The organism is Delftia sp. JD2 (assembly GCF_001682645.1).
Taxonomy (GTDB): domain Bacteria; phylum Pseudomonadota; class Gammaproteobacteria; order Burkholderiales; family Burkholderiaceae_C; genus Comamonas; species Comamonas acidovorans.
Map to the genome: position 1 here is coordinate 49,335 of NZ_LFJT01000019.1, position 18,499 is coordinate 67,833.

Genomic DNA, 18,499 nt, shown 5'->3' on the forward strand with positions numbered 1-18,499 from the left:
GCCATGCCTCGGCCCAAGCCCCGCAGTCCCAGGATCACACCTTCAGCGACCGCTCGATATCCGTCAGCTTGTAGCGGGCCAGGGCGAGGTTGCCACGGGCCTTGTCCAGCACCAGGTAGAGAAACAGCCCGGGGCTGTTGGGGATGAGGCGGATCAAATGGTATTGGTCGCCCAGGGTGATCAGAATATCTTCGATGCCCTTGCGCAGTCCCAGCGACTCCATGGTCTTGAGCTTGGCCCGCACCACCTGGGTATTGCCTGCCGCAGCAAGCTCCAGATCCACGCCGCTGCCCGCCTGGGCCAGGCACATCCCGCTTTGATGGTCCACCAGGGCCGCCGCCATGGCGCCTTCGATGGAAATAATGGATTGCATGGATTGGGATAGATTGCTTGACATTGAAACTTCTCTTTTTCTGAAATCGGTGTTGCCACCGGATGAAAATCGGGCTGAGAGCTTCTGCAGCTCTTCGATCAAAACAAACCAAAGTGTTTCTGAACTGCTGTCCGGTAATCGGTAAAGCTGAATGGATTCATGGTGCGGCATCAGCATTTGCTTGAGCGCTATTTCTTCCATGATGGCGCTTGGCATCAGAAAAATGCGTACGCAACGCACGGCCTCATTCAATGCTCTTTGAAACAACTCCCTGGCCTGATGCACGGCGCCGGGGCCGATCAGCAGCACCAGGGCGCTCGGCGCCGAGGGCTCGCACAGCGGCTCATCCCGCCCCGGCGGTCCGCCCCAGTCGATGACAGGGGCGCTTTCCGAGTCCGCCAGCCTCACGGCAACCCGCGGTTTGCCGGGGGCGTAGGCCACGCCCAGCTTGGCCAGGGCGCGGCCGCCCAGGCTGGAAGTCAAATCGATCACCCGAACGCCACAAGACATTTTTCAAGCACACAAGACAGAGGACGCCGCCAGGCGACGGAATGATGCGAACTCTATATCAATTAGTTACATGTGTTTCTTACTGCTTGAAAGACTTGGGTCAGAAAAGGGAATTGGATGCCTTGAGAAAATGCAAACAATTGTGAATTGAAGAGGAGTTTTTTTATTTCTGTAGGCGTCTTCTGACAGGAAGTGCACGTCAATGCGAAGGACGCGGAAAATAGCAAACAGATACAATCGTTGCCAGACCAGCCCATTGTCGGGCGCCAATCACCCATTCAGCGCTGAATAACAAGGGCTCCCATGCGCGGCATCCGCTCCATCCTGTCCAGGCTCGGCCTGCGTTCCGATTCCCCAAGCTCCCAACTGAAGGCCTTGTACAGCACCCAGGCCGTCATAGAGCTCGATCCCCAGGGCCACATCCTCTTCGCCAACGCGCAGTTTCTGGACCTCATGGGCTATGAGCTGGACGAGCTGCGCGGGCAGCACCACCGCATCTTCCTGGACCCGGCGGATGCGCAGGCTCGGGACTATCGGGACTTCTGGGCACGGCTTGCGCGTGGGCAGGCCTTTGTGGGCCGGTGCCGGCGAATCGACCGCCAGGGGCGGGAGGTCTGGCTGCAGGCCAACTACAGCCCTGTGCTCGACAGCCGTGGGCAGGTGCTGCGGGTCGTCAAGTACGCCATGGATATCTCGGCCGAAGTGCTGCGCGACGCCGAAGCCAGCAGCCAGCTGGCGGCGGTAGGCAGGGCCCAGGCCGTGATCGAGTTCGGCCTGGACGGCAGCATCCTGCGCTGCAACCGCAATTTTCTGGAGGCCATGGGCTATGCGTCCGAAGACGAGCTGGTCGGCCGGCACCACAGCATGTTCGTGGCCCCGCAGGAGCGCAGTTCGGCCGAGTACGCGGCCTTCTGGGCGCACCTGTCGCAGGGCAAGCACTACCGGGGCCAGTTCCGGCGCATAGGGCGCCTGGGCAACGATGTCTGGATCGAGGCCAACTACAGCCCCGTGCTCAACCAGTCCGGCCAGCCCTTCAAGGTGGTGAAGTACGCCACCGACATCACGCAGCGCTACGAGGCCACGCGCCTGGTGCAATCGGCTTTCGAGCAACTGCAGCAATTGGTGCGCGACAGCGCTGCCCAGGCGCATGACGCGCATGCACAGGCGCGGGACGTGACGCGCATTGCCCAGCGCGGCGACGTGGCCCTGGACAGCGCGGTCGACGCCATGTCCAGCATCTCCAGCAACTCCCGGCGCATTGGCGAGATGGTGGGCCTGATCGATGGCATTGCCTTCCAGACCAATCTGCTGGCGCTCAACGCCGCCGTCGAAGCCGCGCGTGCGGGCGAGCAGGGGCGCGGGTTCGGTGTCGTGGCCGGCGAAGTGCGCAGCCTGGCCCAGCGCTGCGCCGAGGCCGCCAGGGAGGTCAAATCCGTCATCGGTGCGTCTGCGGCCAGTGTGCAACTGGGCTTCGAGCGTGTGAATGAATCGGGCGACATGATGAAGCAGATGCGCGCAGCGGCCGTGAACGCCAGCGACATCATGGACACCATCATCCAGGCCTCGCAGGCGCAGGACACGCGCCTGGGCGAGGTGCGCGAAGCGGTGCTGAGGCTGGAGAACGTCGTCGTCCAGAGCTGAGCCGCGCCCCGTTCATCCCAGGTGGCCCATGCCGCCTTCAAAGATATGGCGCACGTCGCGCAGGACCGGCGAGCCCCAGCCATCACGGTGCTCGCCATGCAGGGCGGCTGCCACGTAAACGATCTCCGACAACTGCGAGATGCGTGCCGCCATGCCGTGCGCCACGATTTGGCTCTCCGTGTTCTGGTGGTCGCCCATTTGCATCAGCACCTGCGCCAACTGCTGGACCTCGTAGTTGGCCTCGCGGGCCAGTTCGCGCCACTGCGATGGTGTTGCGCCGGTGTCCAGCCTCGCTTGCAATTCGTACAGCGTGGTGCGTGGAAACACGATCCCGTCCACCGGGCTCTCTGATATCTGCACCAGCGCCTGGGCCGCTTCTGCCAGCAGGCGAGTGCGTGGGCCGGACTCCGCATCGCCGGGCACCAGCCGCGCCGAATTGATGCAGGCGGCCGGTTTTATATTTCAAGAATATTTTCGAAAGCGTGTGCGCGTGGCTCCCTCTCACAACGCTCGCAACCTTCAGTCCACATGCATTTGTGTACCATCTCGCCCAACTTCATTGGGGGCAGGCTGTGGTGGCAAGACTGGCAATCGCTATTTGGTGGTTTGGTGTGGTCGTTGGAGTCGGCGGTGCCTTGACTGGGATGGCCCTTGGTGCTGTCGAGGTTCTGGTGAACCACGAAGAGCCCTGGGTTTTTTGGGGATACGGCGTGGGTGCCATCTGGTCATTGGCAACGGCGGTGACCTTCATGGGAATCAGCTATGTGCTGGGTGGTTCTTTCTGGAAGCCGCCGAAGGCTGATTGATGGCTTTTCGAGAACCATTGCCTGGCCCGCTCAGGCCGAACTACCTGCAAGCCACTCAAGGACAATCAGCGTTGCCTGCGTCTGGCCCGCCGGCGCCCTCTGACCGGCCGACCCCAATAAATGCTTCTGAATAACTTCTAGCTTCAAACGCTCGTCGTACTTCGCCATGAAAAACACCCCAAAGGTTGGACTGGTGTCCAACTTTTGGGGTGCAGTTCACAGGTGGCTTGTGTTTTCAGCCCTGGCGGCGGCGCATTCTTGCGATGCCGAACATGGCCAGAAGGGACGACAGCGCGATGATGCCCCATTCAGACAGGGTGGGAATCGCCGCAGTGCTGGCGGGTGCTGCCAGCAGTGCAAAGCCACCCGGATCCTGGATGGATTGGTTGGCTATGCCGTCGTTGTCGCCGAGCCCGCCGTCGGTCAGCGTCAACGTGGCGCTCAGCCGGTCCGATGCCAGCACAGCACGGTTGGCAGGCAGTTGGTACCAGTGTGGTTGAGCACATGCTGTGCCTTGGCAGTTGAAACCATCAGGGCTGGGGCCGTACTTCATGTATACCGCGCCTGCAGGCACCGGTGTGCTGAAGTTCAGGGTGACGGTTGCATCGCTGCCCAGGTTGCCGCTGCTGAGATTCAGCGAGAGCAGTCCGGAGGGGAAAGTCACGCCTTGCGGAGCGGTCGCGGGTGGCGTGGTGCTGAAGCTGGCGTTGCTCACCTGCCAGCCGTTGGCTGGCTGCAGTGCGACCATTGCCTTGCTGCCTCCAGCGGTGGACCAGGGGGCTTCGCAGCTGTTGGCGTTGCCGCCGTTCAAGCCCTGGCACTGCCAGGTGTATTTGCCACTGGCGCTGGAGATCGCCGTAGCCGTGCCCGCGCTGCACAGGCCCGCTGCAGGGGCAAGTGCCGTGGCTTGGCCCGCCGCCGTGCCACAAGCGCCAGCGACTGGCACCTGTACATCAACGTTGTGCACGGTTCCTGTCGCGAAGCCCCCTGCAATGGGCTTGGCTGCTGCGGTGCTCTCGATGCCGGTGCCGCTGCTGTTGAGGTCCAGGCGCACGCTGCCCGTGCCGCTGATGGCGGTGACGGGCACAGTCCATGTGATGCCGCCGTCAGCGCTGTATGGCGTGCCCAGCGTGCCGCTGGCGGTGCCTGTAGCGGTCAGCGCGAAATCGGTGGCGTCAACTCCGTTGACCTCTTCGCTGAAGGTCACTGTGAAATCGATGCTTGTGGCGCTGGCCGATGGTGTGCCCTGCGGGGCAATCGATGCCACCGAGGGTCCGCCCGGCGTGGCACTGGCGACGACGTTGCCGAGGAAGTCACCCCAGATCCAGAAAGAAGAGGCGCCGGCTGCGGCAGATATCGTCTTGGTTTCCGTATCGGTGGCGACATCAATGACATGGACTGTGCCATTCGCTGTTACAGCATACAGCGCCGCATCGTTTGCCGAGATACCAAGGCCCGTGATACCTGAGACCGCACCGCTCAGTGTGAGCGTTTTCTGTGTTGAGGTGTTGGCAGTGTCAACGACGTGCAGTACATTGTTGTTTCCGCCAACATATAGTTTGCTGCCATTCTTTCGAACTGCTACTGCCCTGGCGGTGCCATCAATGCCGCTTATTGTGATCTGAGTAACCGTGTTGTCTGCCAAATCGATGAGGCCAACCGTGTTGCCAGCATTGCTCGACGTATATAGTTTTCCGGCTCCTGTCGGGTCATAAGCCAAGCCAAATCCCGAATTTGAGACGTTTTCCAGTGTGGATAACGTGTTGGTGGCAGTATCCAGTTTTTTGATCTCACCAGTGTCTCCACACCGCACATAAAGTGAGGCACCGTCTTGGCTTAGTGCAGAGGAGATTGCCCAGCATCCCGTATTTAAGCTGGCAGTTATTTGTTTGGAGTTGGCGTCTATAATATGCAGCTTACTATTGACGTAATCACTGACGTAGGCGATGGCACCATCTGCAGAAAAGGTGATGGAGACAGATGCTCCAGTGTTGTCGATAACTGCTTTTAGGGAGTTGTTTGTTGTGTCAATAACTCCCAGTTTGTTGTTGGATCTGTATTGCCCGAACCATGACTCATTGTTGGCGCCTGGTCGCAATGCAAGAGTGTAGATGTTATCATTTAACGTTGCGTCCATGCTTGCTGGACTTAATGTGGTGGCGAGTTCTCCAGTCGCGGTATTGATGACCGAAATTGTTCTGCTGTTTGAATTGGGAATATAGGCGTAATCGGCGGCGCTTACGGCACAGGCAATGAGTGAGAGCGAAGCGGCGGCGAGGACGTGCTGCAAAGAACGACGCTGAATCATGTGTGGACACCTTTGAGGAAAACCCCTGAGAGCTTGCAATGCACGCCTTGAGGATTGGGGAGGCTGGAAAGAAGACCTGCTTAGACCGGAGGTTTGGCCCCTGGTCTCATAGTGAGACTTTTGCTACAAATTAGAACAAGCAGAAACATTTTGAATCTGAGCAAATCTGAGCAGATCGCGTTGCCAGGCGCGTCTTCAGGGGGTGCTGGGGTAGGAGAGAGTCCCCCCAGTTGTTGTGTTTGTGCTACAGGTGCAGGGTCCTGCGGCCATTGAGTCTTCATGCTGCGGCAGTCGGGCAAAGGCTCCATCCAATTCATGCCAAACCGCAAGCGACTCAGCCCGCGTGCTTGATGGGTGCGCCGAGGCTGCAGCAGCTCGTCAGCCTGCGCTATCGGTTCCGTACATAGGACTGGCTCTGGACGATCGCCCCGAACGGGAGCGGGGCGAATCGCGATCTATGACGGTGCGCAATGCAAAAAGCCCCTCAACACCCTATCCGGTGTCGAGGGGCTCTTGTCGTTTCTGCACGATTCATGTCCCCGGTATGTCACCGGACGATTTACAGTGCGCGCAAATGATTGATGCAAAAACCATCTGATGGTCCCTCCGACAGGAATCGAACCTGTATCTGGCGCTTAGGAGGCGCCCGTTCTATCCATTGAACTACGGAGAGGAGCAAACGGCGATTGTAAACCCACGCCGGACCCGCCCCGCGCACCGCCGGGAGGGCGGCATGCGGTGCGCTGGGGCGTCAGTCCTTGCGCACGGTGTAGATCAGGTCCAGCGCGCTGGTTTCCCCGGTCTGGCCGCGCAGGGTGAGGCGGCGCGAGAGGTCGTAGAAGATGTACAGCGTGCCCATGGCCCCCGAGAGGCTTTGCTCGTAGGTGACATAGAGGTCGCTGGACAGGCGCTTGCCCAGGGTGAGGGCGGCGCCGGTGGAGCCTTCGCCGCCCGGTCCCTTGAAGCCGATTTCGTCCAGGCCCAGGTTGCTGGCGATCTTGCCGCTGTTGTTGCGCCCGCCGCTGAGCAGGGACAGCGCGGCCTGCTGGAGCAGGGCGCTTTCGGCGCCGCCCGTGGCGGGGTCGCGGCCCATGACCACCCAGGAGAGCTTTTCGGCATCGGGCATTTCGGGGTCGGAGTACAGGCGCACGCGCGGGGCGTTGGCCGTGCCCTGCACCTGCACGCCTGCGCGCACGGCGATGTTCGGGCGCAGCGCCAGGATGTCCAGCGAGGGGTTGGCGTAGGGGCCGTTGAAGCGGATGAGGCCGGTCTCCACGTCCAGCGACTGGCCCCAGGCGCGGTAGCGGCCCTGCACGGTGCGGATCTCGCCGGTGATGCGCGGCGGGCCGCCCGCCACGGTGGGACCCTGCACTTCCAGCGCGCCTTCCAGGCGCGTGGTGATGCCGTAGCCCTGCAGCGCGAAGTCGCGGCCCAGGTCGAGCTTGACGAGGATGTCGGGCAGCTTGATGGTTTCCGCGCGGGCCTGGGCCTTGCGGTCGGCCTGCTGCTGTTTGCGCGCCGCTTCCTGCTCGGCCTTGCGCGAGGCGGCCGAGTGCACGACCACGTCGGAGTCCAGCGATGGGGCGGATTCCTCGGGCAGGATGATGGTGGCGCGGTCGGTGGTGAGGTCGCCGCGCAGCGTGAACTGGCCTTGCTCCAGCTTGGCCTGCAGGCCGCCGGAGATGCTGACCTGGCGGTCCGCGCGCACCAGCACCTGCAGCCTGGTGGCCTGGGCGCGCAGGTCCATGCTCAGGCCGGAGTTGCTTCCATCGGCATTGGGCGGGTCCCAGCGCACGAAGCCCGAGCCCGTGAGTTCGCCGCCTTCGCGCGGTGCCGTGGTGAGGTTGCCGCTGTAGCCCAGGATGCGCGCATTGCTGCCGCGCCCGCCCTGCATGCGCAGTTCGGTCAGGTCCAGCCGGTTGCCTTGCAGGCGGGCGCGCAGCACGCCGTTTTGCAGGTCGATGCCGTCCAGCGCGGACAGGATGCTCAGGCCGTCGGCCGAGAGATTGCCCTGCCACTGCGGGTTCTGGCGGTCGCCGCTGATCTCGGCCTTGGCCTGCAGCGATCCGGTGACGCGCCAGCCGGGCGGGGCGAACAGCGCCCAGATGCCGATGTCGGGCATGCGGGCGTCGATCTGGCCGGACAGCGGGGCCTTCTCGGGCCAGGTCCAGGTGCCGTCCTGCTGGGCCAGGCGCGTGCCCAGCTGGGCGGTCAGGGTGCCGGCGCGTTCGCTGTCCCACTCAAGCTTGGCCTGCACGTCGTCGCCCTGGGCGCGCACGCTCAGGCGGGCCTGCTTGATGTGGGCGCGCATGCCGGCGCCGCGCACGGTATGCGTGCGCACTTCGCCGGGCTTGCTGGAGCGCGGGCCGGTGGTGTGGATGACGGTGGTGCCCGAGCCGTCTTCCACGGCCAGGCGCAGGTCGCCGGCGGCACGCTCGACCAGCAGTTCGGCCTTGAGCGCGGGGCCGGTGGTGTCCAGGTCCCAGCGGGCATTGAAGCTCAGGTCACCGCTCAGGCCCATGGCGGCCAGCGGAGGCTCCTCGGCCATGGAAAGGGCATCGACCCAGGCCAGCGGCAGGGCCTGGGCGCGGCCGGTGCTGCGCAGGGCCCAGCGGCCGTCGCCGCCCTGGGTGGCGCGGGTGTCGTCCCAGGCCAGCAGCACGGGCTGCGGCGCCTCGGCATTGGCGCGGCGCTGGGCCAGCGTGGGCGGCGTGACCTGCAGGCTGCCGGCCGATGCCGTGAACGTGGTGGACAGGACGGTACGGCCCGTGGTGCGCTGGGCAATCTGCACGGGCTGCTTGCCCGCCAGTTGCAACTGCCAGGGGCCGGGCAGGTCCTGGCCCGGATTCAGCCGTGCCTGCAGCCTGTCGATGCTGGCCTGCCAGTCCAGGGGCGCGGCACCGCGCGCCGTGGCAAGGCCTGCCTGCAGGGCCGTGTCGATCTGCGCGGTCTGCGTGCCACGCTTCGCCTGGCCGGTGAGGGTGAGGCTGGCCTGCTCGGGCGAGCCCTTGAGGGCCAGGCGCAGCTCGGGCAGCTCCAGCGCCTGCTCGGGCGGCGTGTTGGCGGGCAGGTAGCGCAGCTTGGCGGCCTGCAGGTCGGCCTGCAGTTGCAGGCCGCTGGCGGGAAGCGGGTCGCCCACGGCGGCCTTCATGCGCTTTTGCAGTGCGCCCCATCCGCCGCGCCAGCTGGCGTCCAGCTGGGCCTGACCTTCGATCAGGGTGCCGGCCAGCGGGTCCTTCATGCCGGGCAGCTTGCGCAGCCATTGCGTGAGGGCGGTGAGTGACGACAGCTTGAGCTGGCTGCTGCCCTGGCCTGCGGCGGGGCTGATGTGGCCGTCCAGCGAGAGCTCGGCGCCGGGCAGCTCGGCCTTCAGCACGGTCTGCAGTTTTTGCTGTTCGGTGTCGAACTGCAGGCTGCGGCTGCGCACCGAGGCCTGCAGTGCATCAAGCTGCAGGTTCTCCAGCGACAGCACGGGCTGGGCCCAGCGGCCCTTGGTGGCGAGTTTCTCTATGCGCAGGGGCTGGCGCTTGCCGCCCGCGGGCGCGGCTGCGGCCTGGATGTCCACGCTGAAGTCCACCTGCTGCTCGGCCGTGGTGCTGGCGCGCAGCTCGCCCTGCAGCGGTGCGGCTTCCAGGATGCTGTAGAGCGCGGCGGGATCCAGGCGCTGGACCTTGGCCTGGCCTTCGAAGACCTTGGTGGCGGGCTCGAAGCGGCCCTGGGCGTCGATGCTGCCCGAGCCTATGGCGATCTGCGCCTGCTCCAGCAGCCACTGCTGGCCGTCATAGCGCACCGCGGCCTCGATCTGGTCCAGCGGCAGGCGCTGGCGGTCCCAGGGGCCGGGCATGGCGTTGTTCAGGCGTGTCGTCAGCTGCCAGGCGGTGGTGGCGATGGCCGAGCCTGGTGCCTGGTCCGATGCCTGTTCCGTGGCGGGTGCCGTGCCTGGTGTCGTGGCTGGTGCCTGGGCTGTATCAGCTGCCTTGCCATCCGGCCCGGCCTGCAATTCGCCGCTGATGCGGGTGCGCGGTCCCTGGGGCCAGAAGGCGGCGATGTCGATCTGGCTGAGCTGGGCGCGCGCGGTCTGCAGCGGCTGGGGCTGCCAGGGCCGGATGCTGGCCTCGATGTCCGCATGCATGGGTTCGGACACGGGGGCGGCTTCCTTGCGCTCCCTGGCCTTGCCGTTCTTGCCATCGGCCTTGGCGGATTTCTGTACGGCGGGAGGGGCAGGCGTTTCCTCGGACACCGTCCCGGGCTTGGCATCAACCTGGAGCTTGATGCCCAGTTGCGCAGCGGCGGTGGCCAGGGTGCCGTCGATCTGTGCCTTGGCCTGCACGGCCAGCGGTGCAGGTTTGGGGGCCTTGGCCGTGGAGGCCTCGTCGTCCGAAGCCAGGGCCGGCGCCTGCAGGTCGCCCTGCAGCTCGGCCTGGATGGCCATGGGCGCACGGGCCTGCAGGCGCAGCCTGGCCTGGTAGTTGCCATCGGCCCATTGCAGGTCGCGCACGTCCAGCTGGTGCTCGCTGCCGTCGTAGACGTAGTGGCCTTGCAGGCCCAGCACCTCGGCCTGGGGCGGGCCTTGCCAGACGATGCGCTCCACATGGAAGGGCACGTCGATCTTCACGGGCAGCACGAGCTGCTGCAGTGGCTCGACGGGTTTCTTGTCCTCGGGGTCGGGCGTGCTGGCAATGCTCAGCTCGGCGATGCGCACTTCGCCCAGGCGCACGGTGCGCGACAGCAGGGGGCGCAATTGCCAGCCAATGGTGGCGTCGCGCAGCTCCACCTTCATGGTGGGGCTTTGCCATTGCAGCCAGCCGATGCGCCCGCCCTGGCGCACGGTGCCGGTGACTTCCTTGGCCTGCAGGCTCTGGCCTGCGGGCAGCCAGCCGGCCACGCGCTGCAGGGTGTAGGCCAGCGAATCTGCGCGGCCGGCCCACCACCATGCGGAACCCAGCAGGGCGGCCAGCAGCAGGACCAGGACCAGGAAGAACCAGAGCAGGGCGCGCAGCCAGCGGCGGCGGCGGGGCGCGGGCGGGGGCGCCGGCTGGGGAGGGGACGCCTGGGGGCTTTGATCTGGCGCGGCGGAGGAGGCAGGGGTATTCAAGCGGGAATCCACCATGGTCAGAAGTTGAAGCCCAGGCGCAGGTGCAGGCGCAGCTGTTTTTCCTGGGCGCCCCAGGCGATGTCGGCCTGCACGGGTCCCACGGGGCTGCGCCAGCGCAGGCCAGTGCCCACGCCCACGCGCATGTACATGGAGTCGGGCGCATCGCCCACGGTGCCGGCGTCCAGGAAGACGGCGTGCTCCCAGTCCTGCGTGTTGCCCTTGATGACGATGGGTCGCTGCCACTCGATGCTGCCCACGGCCATGTAGCGCCCGCCGATGACCTTGCCGCTGTCGGTGCGTGCACCGATGCTCTGGTAGCCGTAGCCGCGCACGGTGTTGTCGCCGCCGGTGATGAACAGCTGGGTGACGGGCAGGTCGGCATCCTTGCGGGCCAGCAGGGCGCCGCCGGAGGCGCGCAGCGCCAGGCGGCTGCGGCGCTTGGTCTCGGGATCGACCTCGCCGATGGGAATCAGGCTGAGCCAGCGGCCGGAGACGCGGCCGAACGGCGTGCGCTGGGGCGTGAGCGTGGTGCCCGCGCCGACTTCCCAGGCGAAGCCGAAGCCCGAGGAGGGCGCCAGCGTGCTGTCGAAGTAGCGCCCGGTCCAGCCGTAGTTGGCCGTGACCGACGAGCTGGAGGGCGGCGCGCCCTCGCCCTGGGTCTTGGCGTAGTCGTACTGCAGGTAGTAGTTGCGGTCGATGTGGTCTTCGGACTTGGTGCGGCCGGCGCGCAGCTGCAGGCTGTTGACATCGAAGTCGCCCGAGGGCGCGCGCTCGGCCTTGGCCGTGGTGAACCAGCGCCACAGTGTTTCATCGGGCAGGGCGGTCCACTGCGTGGAGATCAGCGGGTTCTTGCGGTCGAAACGCATGCGCGTGACGGCACGCCAGCCCAGCCAGGGCAGGCGGTTGTGGATGTGGTCCACGCTCAGGCGCGGGCCGGTGTCGGTGCTCATGCCCACGCCGAAGACCCATTTCTGCATCTGGGCCTCGCGCACCTGGGCGATGACGGGCGTGGTGACCTGGGCGCCCTTGCGCTTGAGGGCCTCCTCATCCTCGGCGGCGCTTTCTCCCTGCTGGGGTACGTTGGCCAGCGTGAGGAAGACCGAGTCGTAGTAGCCGCTGCTGGCCAGGCGCAGCTGGGCGTCGACCAGGGCGGTCTGGTCGTATTCCTCGCCCTCGGGCAGGCGTGCGATGCGGGCCGTGCCCACGGGGTCGTAGCGCTGGGCGCCTTCGATGCGCAGCGGGCCGAAGGTGTAGGCCGGGCCGGGCGCGTAGGCCACGCTGACATCGGCTTCATGCGTGTCGGCGTCGATGTCGGCCAGGCTGGAGTCGATGCGCGCCAGCGGGTAGCGGCGCGACTGCAGCGTGCGCAGGCCCTGGCTCTTGGCCTGGCTCCAGTTGGACTGGCTGAAGCGCTGGCCGGGCTGGAGCGGCCAGTCCTCTTCGATGGTGGCGCGCTGGGAGGCGCCGTCGGGATCATCGGCATTGACGCCCGCAAAGCGCACCTGGCTGCGCGCAATGGTGGCGGGCTCGCCCGGGTCCACCTTGACGGTGACCTGCAGCGGGGCCTCTTCGGATTCGGGCGTTTCCTTGATCTCCACCGTGACCGTGGGGCTGAAGTAGCCCAACGTGCCGATCAGGTCGCGCACGTTGGCGTCGGTGGCGCCCAGCAGCCGCGTGAGCTCGCGCCGCTGCAGATCGCTCTGGTAGCGGTAGCGGCGCAGTTCGAGGTGCTTTTCCAGCAGCTCGCGCACTTCCTTGGGCGCATCGACGACGAGCGAGAAGGCCGGGTCGCCGGTCGCTGCAATCAGCGACGGGTCCGTGTCCTTGTCATCATTCTTGGACGGCAGGAGGCTGCAGCCACCGAGCATCAGGGCTGCACTCAACAGAAACAAAAACGCCGGCCCTCGGGCCGGCGCTGTCGCGGGGGGGAGCTTGGGCATCGGCCTATTTTGACAGCAGGCGCATGGCGTCTTCCAGACCTTTGAGTGTCAAAGGGTACATGCGGTTGCCCGTGAGCTGCTGGATGATGCTGATGCTCTGGCGGTACTGCCAGACGCCGGGCGGCTCGGGGTTGATCCAGGCAAAGCGCGGGAAGGCATGCGTCAGGCGCTGCAGCCATTCGGCGCCGGGCTCCTCGTTCATGTACTCCACGCTGCCGCCGGGCTGCAGGATCTCGTAGGGGCTCATGGTGGCGTCGCCCACGAAGATCAGCTTGTAGTCCTTGTTGTACTTGCGGATGATGTCCCAGGTCGGAAACTTCTCGGCGAAGCGGCGGCGGTTGTTCTTCCACATGAAGTCGTAGACGCAGTTGTGGAAGTAGTAGAACTCCAGGTGCTTGAACTCGCTCTTGACGGCGGAGAACAGCTCTTCCACGCGCTGCACATGCTCGTCCATGGTGCCGCCCACGTCCATGAGCAGCAGCACCTTCACGTTGTTGTGGCGCTCCGGGATCATCTTGATGTCCAGGTAGCCCGCGTTGGCGGCCGTGCTGCGGATGGTGTCGGGCAGGTCCAGCTCCAGCTCGCCGCCTTCGCGGGCGAACTTGCGCAGCCGGCGCAGCGCGACCTTGATGTTGCGCGTGCCCAGCTCCTGCGTGTCGTCGTAGTCGCGGTAGGCGCGCTGCTCCCAGACCTTGACGGCGCTCTTGTTGCGGCCCGGCCCGCCGATGCGCACGCCGGCCGGGTTGTAGCCGCCGTGGCCGAAGGGGCTGGTGCCGCCCGTGCCTATCCACTTGTTGCCGCCTTCGTGCCGCTCCTTTTGCTCTTCGAGCCGCTTCTTGAGCGTCTCCATCAGCTCGTCCCAGCCCATGGCCTCGATGGCGGCCTTTTCCTCGGGCGAGAGCTCGCGCTCCAGCAGCTTCTTCAGCCAGTCCTGGGGAATTTCGCGCGTGAGGTCAGCCACCATCTCCACGCCCTTGAAGTAGGCGGCAAAGGCGCGGTCGTACTTGTCGTAGTGCTTCTCGTCCTTGACCAGCACGGTGCGGCCCAGGTGGTAGAAGTCGTCCAGGCTCCAGGCGTCGTCGCTCTTGGGGCCGACCACGCCGGCCTGCAGTGCCTCCAGCAGGGTCAGGAACTCCTTGACCGAGACGGGCAGCTTGGCCGCGCGCATGGTGTAGAAGAAGTCGATCAGCATGGCATCTCCCGAGGGCCCGGCGTACGCGCCCTCATGTGCGCGCCACGGCGGTGCTGCCGTCCGAATGGCGCTGCAGCTGGTCCAGCAGCTGGGCGCGCGACTCGGGCCACTCGCCGCTGCGCAGGCTGTACATCACGGTGTCGCGGATGGTGCCGTCGCGGCGCAGCGCGTGGCCGCGGATCACGCCGTCCTTCCTGGCGCCCAGGCGCTCGATGGCGCGCTGGCTGGCGAAGTTGAAGCAATCCGTGCGCCAGCCCACCACATGGCAGGACAGCGTGTCGAACGCATGGCCCATGAGCATGAGCTTGGCCGAGGTGTTGACATGGGTGCGCTGCACGCTGCGCGCGTACCAGGTGTAGCCGATCTCCACGCGGCGCACCTCGGGCAGGATGTCGTGGTAGCTGCTGGTGCCCAGCACCTTGCCGCTGTCGTCGTCCAGCACGGCAAAGGCGAAGCGCTTGCCCTGGCTGCGCTGCTCCAGCGCGGCTTCGATATAGGCGCGCACATCACCGGGCTCGGGCGCCGAGGTCACGCGGATGCGCCACAGCTGGCCGTCCTGCACGGCCTCGCGCAGCCCGGCTTCATGGGCGATGGCCAGGGGCTCCAGCCGCACGCCGTTGAAGCGCATGACCACAGGTCGCACAAAGCCCTGGTGCGCCACCGCGCCGGCCACGGGAATGGTCGTCACCTGGCCGGTAAGGGCCGGCACGCCCGTGTCGTTGGTGTGTTCGGGATGGGGCATGGGCGCAGGCCTCAGCGGTTGCGCTGGTTCATGAAGACCAGCTTCTCGAACAGACTCACATCCTGCTCGTTCTTGAGCAGGGCGCCCACCAGCGGCGGCACGGCAACCTTGCCCTCGGCGGTCTGCAGCGACTCCACGGGAATGTCCTCGGCCACCAGCAGCTTGAGCCAGTCGATCAGCTCGCTGGTGGAGGGCTTCTTCTTGAGGCCGGGCAGGTTGCGCACGTCGTAGAACACCTTCATCGCGGCGGTCAGCAGCTCGCCCTGCAGCTTGGGGAAGTGCACGGCCACGATCTGGCGCATGGTGTCGGCGTCGGGGAACTTGATGTAGTGGAAGAAGCAGCGGCGCAGGAAGGCGTCGGGCAGCTCCTTTTCGTTGTTGGAGGTGATGAACACCAGCGGCCGGTGCTTGGCGCGGATCATCTCGCGCGTCTCGTAGCAGTAGAACTCCATGCGGTCGATCTCGCGCAGCAGATCGTTCGGGAATTCGATATCGGCCTTGTCGATCTCGTCGATCAGCAGGGCCACGGGCCGGTCTGCCGTGAAGGCCTGCCACAGCACGCCCTTGATGATGTAGTTGTGGATGTCCTTGACGCGCTCGCCGCCGTCGATGTCGGACAGTTGCGAGTCGCGCAGGCGGCTGACGGCGTCGTATTCATACAGGCCCTGCTGGGCCTTGGTGGTGGACTTGATGTGCCACTGCAGCAGCGGCATGTCCAGCGCTGCAGCCACTTCCTCGGCCAGCATGGTCTTGCCCGTGCCGGGCTCTCCCTTGACCAGCAGCGGGCGCTGCAAGGTGGCTGCGGCATTCACCGCGAGCATCAAATCCTGGGTGGCGACGTAGTTCTCGGAACCTTGAAATTTCATGGGCGGTATCAGCGTAAGTATTGATGGGGACGCTTGACGGTGACTGCCATAATCGTTCGCGCTACCCGCTCAGCAGTAGGCATCCGTCAGAACTCTTGAAGGATTGTGCGCGCAAAATGATAAAAACTTTGACCACGGTATTGGCGCTGACTGTCGCATCTGTGACCCCTGTGGCACAGGCCCAGCAAAGCAAAGGTGACGCAAAGGCAGGGGAGGGGAAGATCGCCATGTGCATTGGCTGCCATGGCATCCAGGGCTACCAGGCCAGCTTCCCCGAGGTGTACAAGGTCCCCAAGATTTCAGGACAGGGCGCACCCTACATCGTGGCCGCGCTGCAGGCCTACCAGAAGGGCGAGCGCAAGCACCCCACCATGCGCGGCATCGCCGATCCGCTGACCGAGCAGGACATGGCCGACGTGGCCGCCTACTACGCCGAGCATGGCGTGGCCAAGGCCGCCGACGCCAAGGTCCGCGAGCCCAGCACCCAGGTTGCCGCGCTGCTGCAAAAAGGGGCCTGCGTCTCCTGCCACGGCCAGGGTTTTTCCAAGCCCATCGACCCCAGCTACCCGAAGGTGGCGGGCCAGTATGCGGACTATCTGTACTCTGCCCTCAAGTCCTACAAGACCGAAGGCAACCCCCACATCGGCCGCAGCAACGGCGTGATGGCCGGCATTGCCAAGCAGTTCACCAACAGCGAACTCAAGGCGCTGGCCAACTACATCGGCAGCCTCGATGGCGAGCTGCAGACCCTGCCCCAGCCGCATTTCCGCCTCGGCCAGAAATCGCAGTAGGTCGCGCCTTTCCTCCAAAGCAAAAGCCCGCAATTGCGGGCTTTTTTCGGGCTTTGTTCCGGGCGTTGTCTTGAGGCGCTGAACGGCCGGGACTATGCGCCGCCCGTGGCCTTGGCGCCGTCGCTGGTGGCGCGGCGCTGCACGGCGGCAATGTAGGCCTCGCCATCCGGGGGGCGGCCCGAGCGCTGGCTTTCCCAGAGCATCTGCCCCAGGCATTCCATGGTGGCGTGGTGGGCGTCGTGCAGCGAGTCCAGGCGGCGGCTGAGCAGCTCCACCGCCTGGCGTATGCCGCGCGGCTGGTCGATGCTGCACTGCTCGCTGATGGACAGGTGCATGGACAGGTGCAGGAAAGGATTGGTCACGCCGGGCGTGGCGTCGTAGTCGCGCAGCAAGGCGGCGTCCACGTCGGCGAGGTCATCGAAATACTCGGGATGCTCGGCAATCCAGAGGCTGGCCAGCGTCTCTATGGCCTCCATCGGCGCGCCGTTCAGCATCTTGGTGCGCACGCCGCAGAAAAAGCGCCGCACATCGGCTTGGGTGGGGTTGAACATGGTGGCGCGCAGCGTAGCACGCAGCCCTTTTGGGCGGGCACGCAAGGACTTTGCCGGGGGCCCGCCGCAAGACAGGGGTCAGAGCACTTCGAAGACCCTGCCGGTCTGGGCGCCTTCCACACTGCGCTGGTAGGCCAGGGCCACACGCGCGGCGGGCACGGTCTCGAAGCCGGGGAAGACCGAGCCATAGGCCTGGGCCGATTCGGTCAGCAGGGTGGGGCTCACGGCATTGATGCGCAGGCCGCGCTGCAATTCGACCGCAGCGCCGGTGACGAAGCCGTGGAGGGCAGCATTCACCGTCGATGCATTGGCGCCGTGGCGGATGGGCTCGGTGGCGGCGACGCCGCTGGTCAGCGTGATGGAGCCGCCGTCGCGCAGCCAGCGCTGGCCCAGCAGGGCGAGCCGCACCTGGCCCAGCAGCTTGTCCTGCAGGCCGGAGTTGAACTGCTCGGCCGTCATCTCGGACAGCGGGCCGAAGTGCAGTTTGCCGGCCGTGCTGACGATGGCGTCCACCTGGCCGGCGGCTTCGAACATTTTCTGCAGCGTCTCGGGCTGCGTGAAGTCGGCGCGCAGGTCGCCGCTGTTGCGGCCCACGGTGACGATCTCATGGCGCGGGGCCAGCAGGGCGTGGACAGCGCGGCCAATGGTGCCGGTGGCACCGATGAGCAGGATCTTCATGCGGTTTTCTTTCGGAAGGAGTGAACAGGCCTCCAGTGTTTTGCAAATTGCCTATGCCATAAAGTAGCGAAATCTTTTTGTACTACTAAGCATTGGTTAGCAATCCATGGACAAGCTGCGCAATATGGAGGTCTTCATGGCCGTGGTCGAGGACGGCAGCTTTGCCCAGGCCGCGCGGCGCCTGGACATCTCGGCCGTGATGGTGGGCAAGCATGTGCAGCAACTGGAAGCCCACCTGGGCGCGCGCCTGCTGCAGCGCACCACGCGGCGCCACAGCCTGACCGAGGTGGGTCGCAGCTTCTACGAGGACAGCCGCCAGGTCTTCGAGCAGTTGCGCTGGGCCGAGTCTGCCGTGGAGCGCAGCCGCAGTGCCCCGCAGGGCCTGCTGCGCATCAGCGCGCCGACCACGCTGGGCAACCATGTGATCGCGCCGCTGGTGGCCGACTACCAGCTGGCCAATCCGCTGGTGCGCGTGGACCTGCAACTGAGCGACAGCATGGCCGACCTGGTGGGCGAGAACATCGACGTGGCCGTGCGCATCGGCCCCGTAGGCGGCGAAGGCCTGGTGGCGCGGCCGCTGCAGCCCTATCGCATGGTGATTGCGGCGGCGCCCTCGTACCTGCGGCGGCGCGGGCATCCGCGTGGCGTGGACGATCTGGCGCGCCATGACTGCCTGAGCTACGCGGTCTGGCAGCGCCGATCGGAATGGATTCTGCGCGGCGACGGCTCGGGTTCGGTGCAGTGGCCCGAAGACGCCCGCCTGCGCTGCAACAGCGGCGACGGGCTGCGCCATGCGGCGCTGCGCGGCCTGGGCCTGATCCTGCAGCCCGAGGTGCTGCTGGCCGCCGACTTGGCTGCGGGCCGGCTGGTGCCCGTGCTGCAGGACTGCGTGCCACTGCCGCGCCCGGTGCACCTGGTCTATCTGCCGGACCGCCGCCAGTTGCCCAAGCTGGCGCAGTTCGTGGACCACATGGTGCGGGCGCTGGGCGCGGCCTGAGGCCCGGTT

The 18,499-nt window shown here is 65.6% G+C and carries 14 protein-coding genes and 1 tRNA gene; 4 read left to right on the forward strand and 11 right to left on the reverse strand.

The window, feature by feature from the left end:
* Window positions 1-34 precede the first annotated feature (34 nt).
* Entirely contained in the window at window positions 35-397 is a 363-nt protein-coding gene (locus ACM14_RS32415; protein ID WP_026062393.1) for a hypothetical protein, read from the reverse strand.
* A gap of 789 nt (window positions 398-1,186) precedes the next feature.
* Here ACM14_RS32415 and ACM14_RS12650 point away from each other — a divergent pair.
* Window positions 1,187-2,524 carry a methyl-accepting chemotaxis protein gene (locus ACM14_RS12650; RefSeq protein ID WP_065346316.1) on the forward strand — a complete coding sequence of 446 codons (1,338 nt, stop codon included), beginning with the start codon at window positions 1,187-1,189 and terminating at the stop codon, window positions 2,522-2,524.
* 12 nt (window positions 2,525-2,536) lie between these two features.
* Here the strand turns inward: ACM14_RS12650 and ACM14_RS12655 are convergent, their stop codons facing one another.
* A complete protein-coding gene (locus ACM14_RS12655) occupies window positions 2,537-2,851 on the reverse strand; it encodes a hypothetical protein (protein ID WP_254662044.1) in 315 nt (104 codons plus the stop codon).
* A gap of 209 nt (window positions 2,852-3,060) precedes the next feature.
* Between ACM14_RS12655 and ACM14_RS31520 the strand changes: the two genes are divergently transcribed.
* Window positions 3,061-3,330, forward strand: a complete 270-nt coding sequence (locus tag ACM14_RS31520; RefSeq protein ID WP_139093415.1) for a hypothetical protein — start codon at window positions 3,061-3,063, stop codon at window positions 3,328-3,330.
* Between the two features lie 235 nt (window positions 3,331-3,565).
* Here the strand turns inward: ACM14_RS31520 and ACM14_RS32055 are convergent, their stop codons facing one another.
* The 7 genes from ACM14_RS32055 to ACM14_RS12690 all read right to left on the reverse strand — a co-directional run bounded on the left by ACM14_RS32055 (window position 3,566) and on the right by ACM14_RS12690 (window position 15,473).
* On the reverse strand, window positions 3,566-5,638 hold the full coding sequence (locus ACM14_RS32055; RefSeq protein WP_254662045.1) for an IPTL-CTERM sorting domain-containing protein: 2,073 nt from the start codon (window positions 5,636-5,638) through the stop codon (window positions 3,566-3,568).
* 598 nt (window positions 5,639-6,236) lie between these two features.
* Window positions 6,237-6,311, reverse strand: a tRNA-Arg gene (locus ACM14_RS12665).
* A gap of 78 nt (window positions 6,312-6,389) precedes the next feature.
* Window positions 6,390-10,748 (reverse strand): translocation/assembly module TamB domain-containing protein, encoded by a 4,359-nt coding sequence (locus tag ACM14_RS12670; RefSeq protein WP_065346317.1) that lies wholly within the window; start codon window positions 10,746-10,748, stop codon window positions 6,390-6,392.
* Window positions 10,749-10,750: 2 nt separating this feature from the next.
* Window positions 10,751-12,673 carry an autotransporter assembly complex family protein gene (locus ACM14_RS12675; RefSeq protein WP_175403267.1) on the reverse strand — a complete coding sequence of 641 codons (1,923 nt, stop codon included), beginning with the start codon at window positions 12,671-12,673 and terminating at the stop codon, window positions 10,751-10,753.
* Window positions 12,674-12,677: 4 nt separating this feature from the next.
* A complete protein-coding gene (locus ACM14_RS12680) occupies window positions 12,678-13,865 on the reverse strand; it encodes a VWA domain-containing protein (RefSeq protein ID WP_012203587.1) in 1,188 nt (395 codons plus the stop codon).
* A gap of 31 nt (window positions 13,866-13,896) precedes the next feature.
* Window positions 13,897-14,607, reverse strand: coding sequence for a GNAT family N-acetyltransferase (locus ACM14_RS12685; RefSeq protein WP_065346318.1), 711 nt, complete (start codon window positions 14,605-14,607; stop codon window positions 13,897-13,899).
* Between the two features lie 11 nt (window positions 14,608-14,618).
* Window positions 14,619-15,473, reverse strand: a complete 855-nt coding sequence (locus ACM14_RS12690; protein ID WP_012203589.1) for a MoxR family ATPase — start codon at window positions 15,471-15,473, stop codon at window positions 14,619-14,621.
* A 116-nt stretch (window positions 15,474-15,589) separates the two neighbouring features.
* On the opposite strand from ACM14_RS12690, the gene ACM14_RS12695 reads away from it, so the two are divergent.
* Window positions 15,590-16,264 carry a cytochrome c gene (locus tag ACM14_RS12695; RefSeq protein ID WP_012203590.1) on the forward strand — a complete coding sequence of 225 codons (675 nt, stop codon included), beginning with the start codon at window positions 15,590-15,592 and terminating at the stop codon, window positions 16,262-16,264.
* A gap of 92 nt (window positions 16,265-16,356) precedes the next feature.
* Here ACM14_RS12695 and ACM14_RS12700 read toward each other — a convergent pair whose 3' ends face one another.
* A complete protein-coding gene (locus ACM14_RS12700) occupies window positions 16,357-16,815 on the reverse strand; it encodes a DUF1841 family protein (protein ID WP_012203591.1) in 459 nt (152 codons plus the stop codon).
* 78 nt (window positions 16,816-16,893) lie between these two features.
* A complete protein-coding gene (locus ACM14_RS12705) occupies window positions 16,894-17,493 on the reverse strand; it encodes a short chain dehydrogenase (protein ID WP_012203592.1) in 600 nt (199 codons plus the stop codon).
* A 106-nt stretch (window positions 17,494-17,599) separates the two neighbouring features.
* Between ACM14_RS12705 and ACM14_RS12710 the strand changes: the two genes are divergently transcribed.
* Window positions 17,600-18,490 (forward strand): LysR family transcriptional regulator, encoded by an 891-nt coding sequence (locus ACM14_RS12710; RefSeq protein WP_017405387.1) that lies wholly within the window; start codon window positions 17,600-17,602, stop codon window positions 18,488-18,490.
* Window positions 18,491-18,499: the final 9 nt, after the last annotated feature.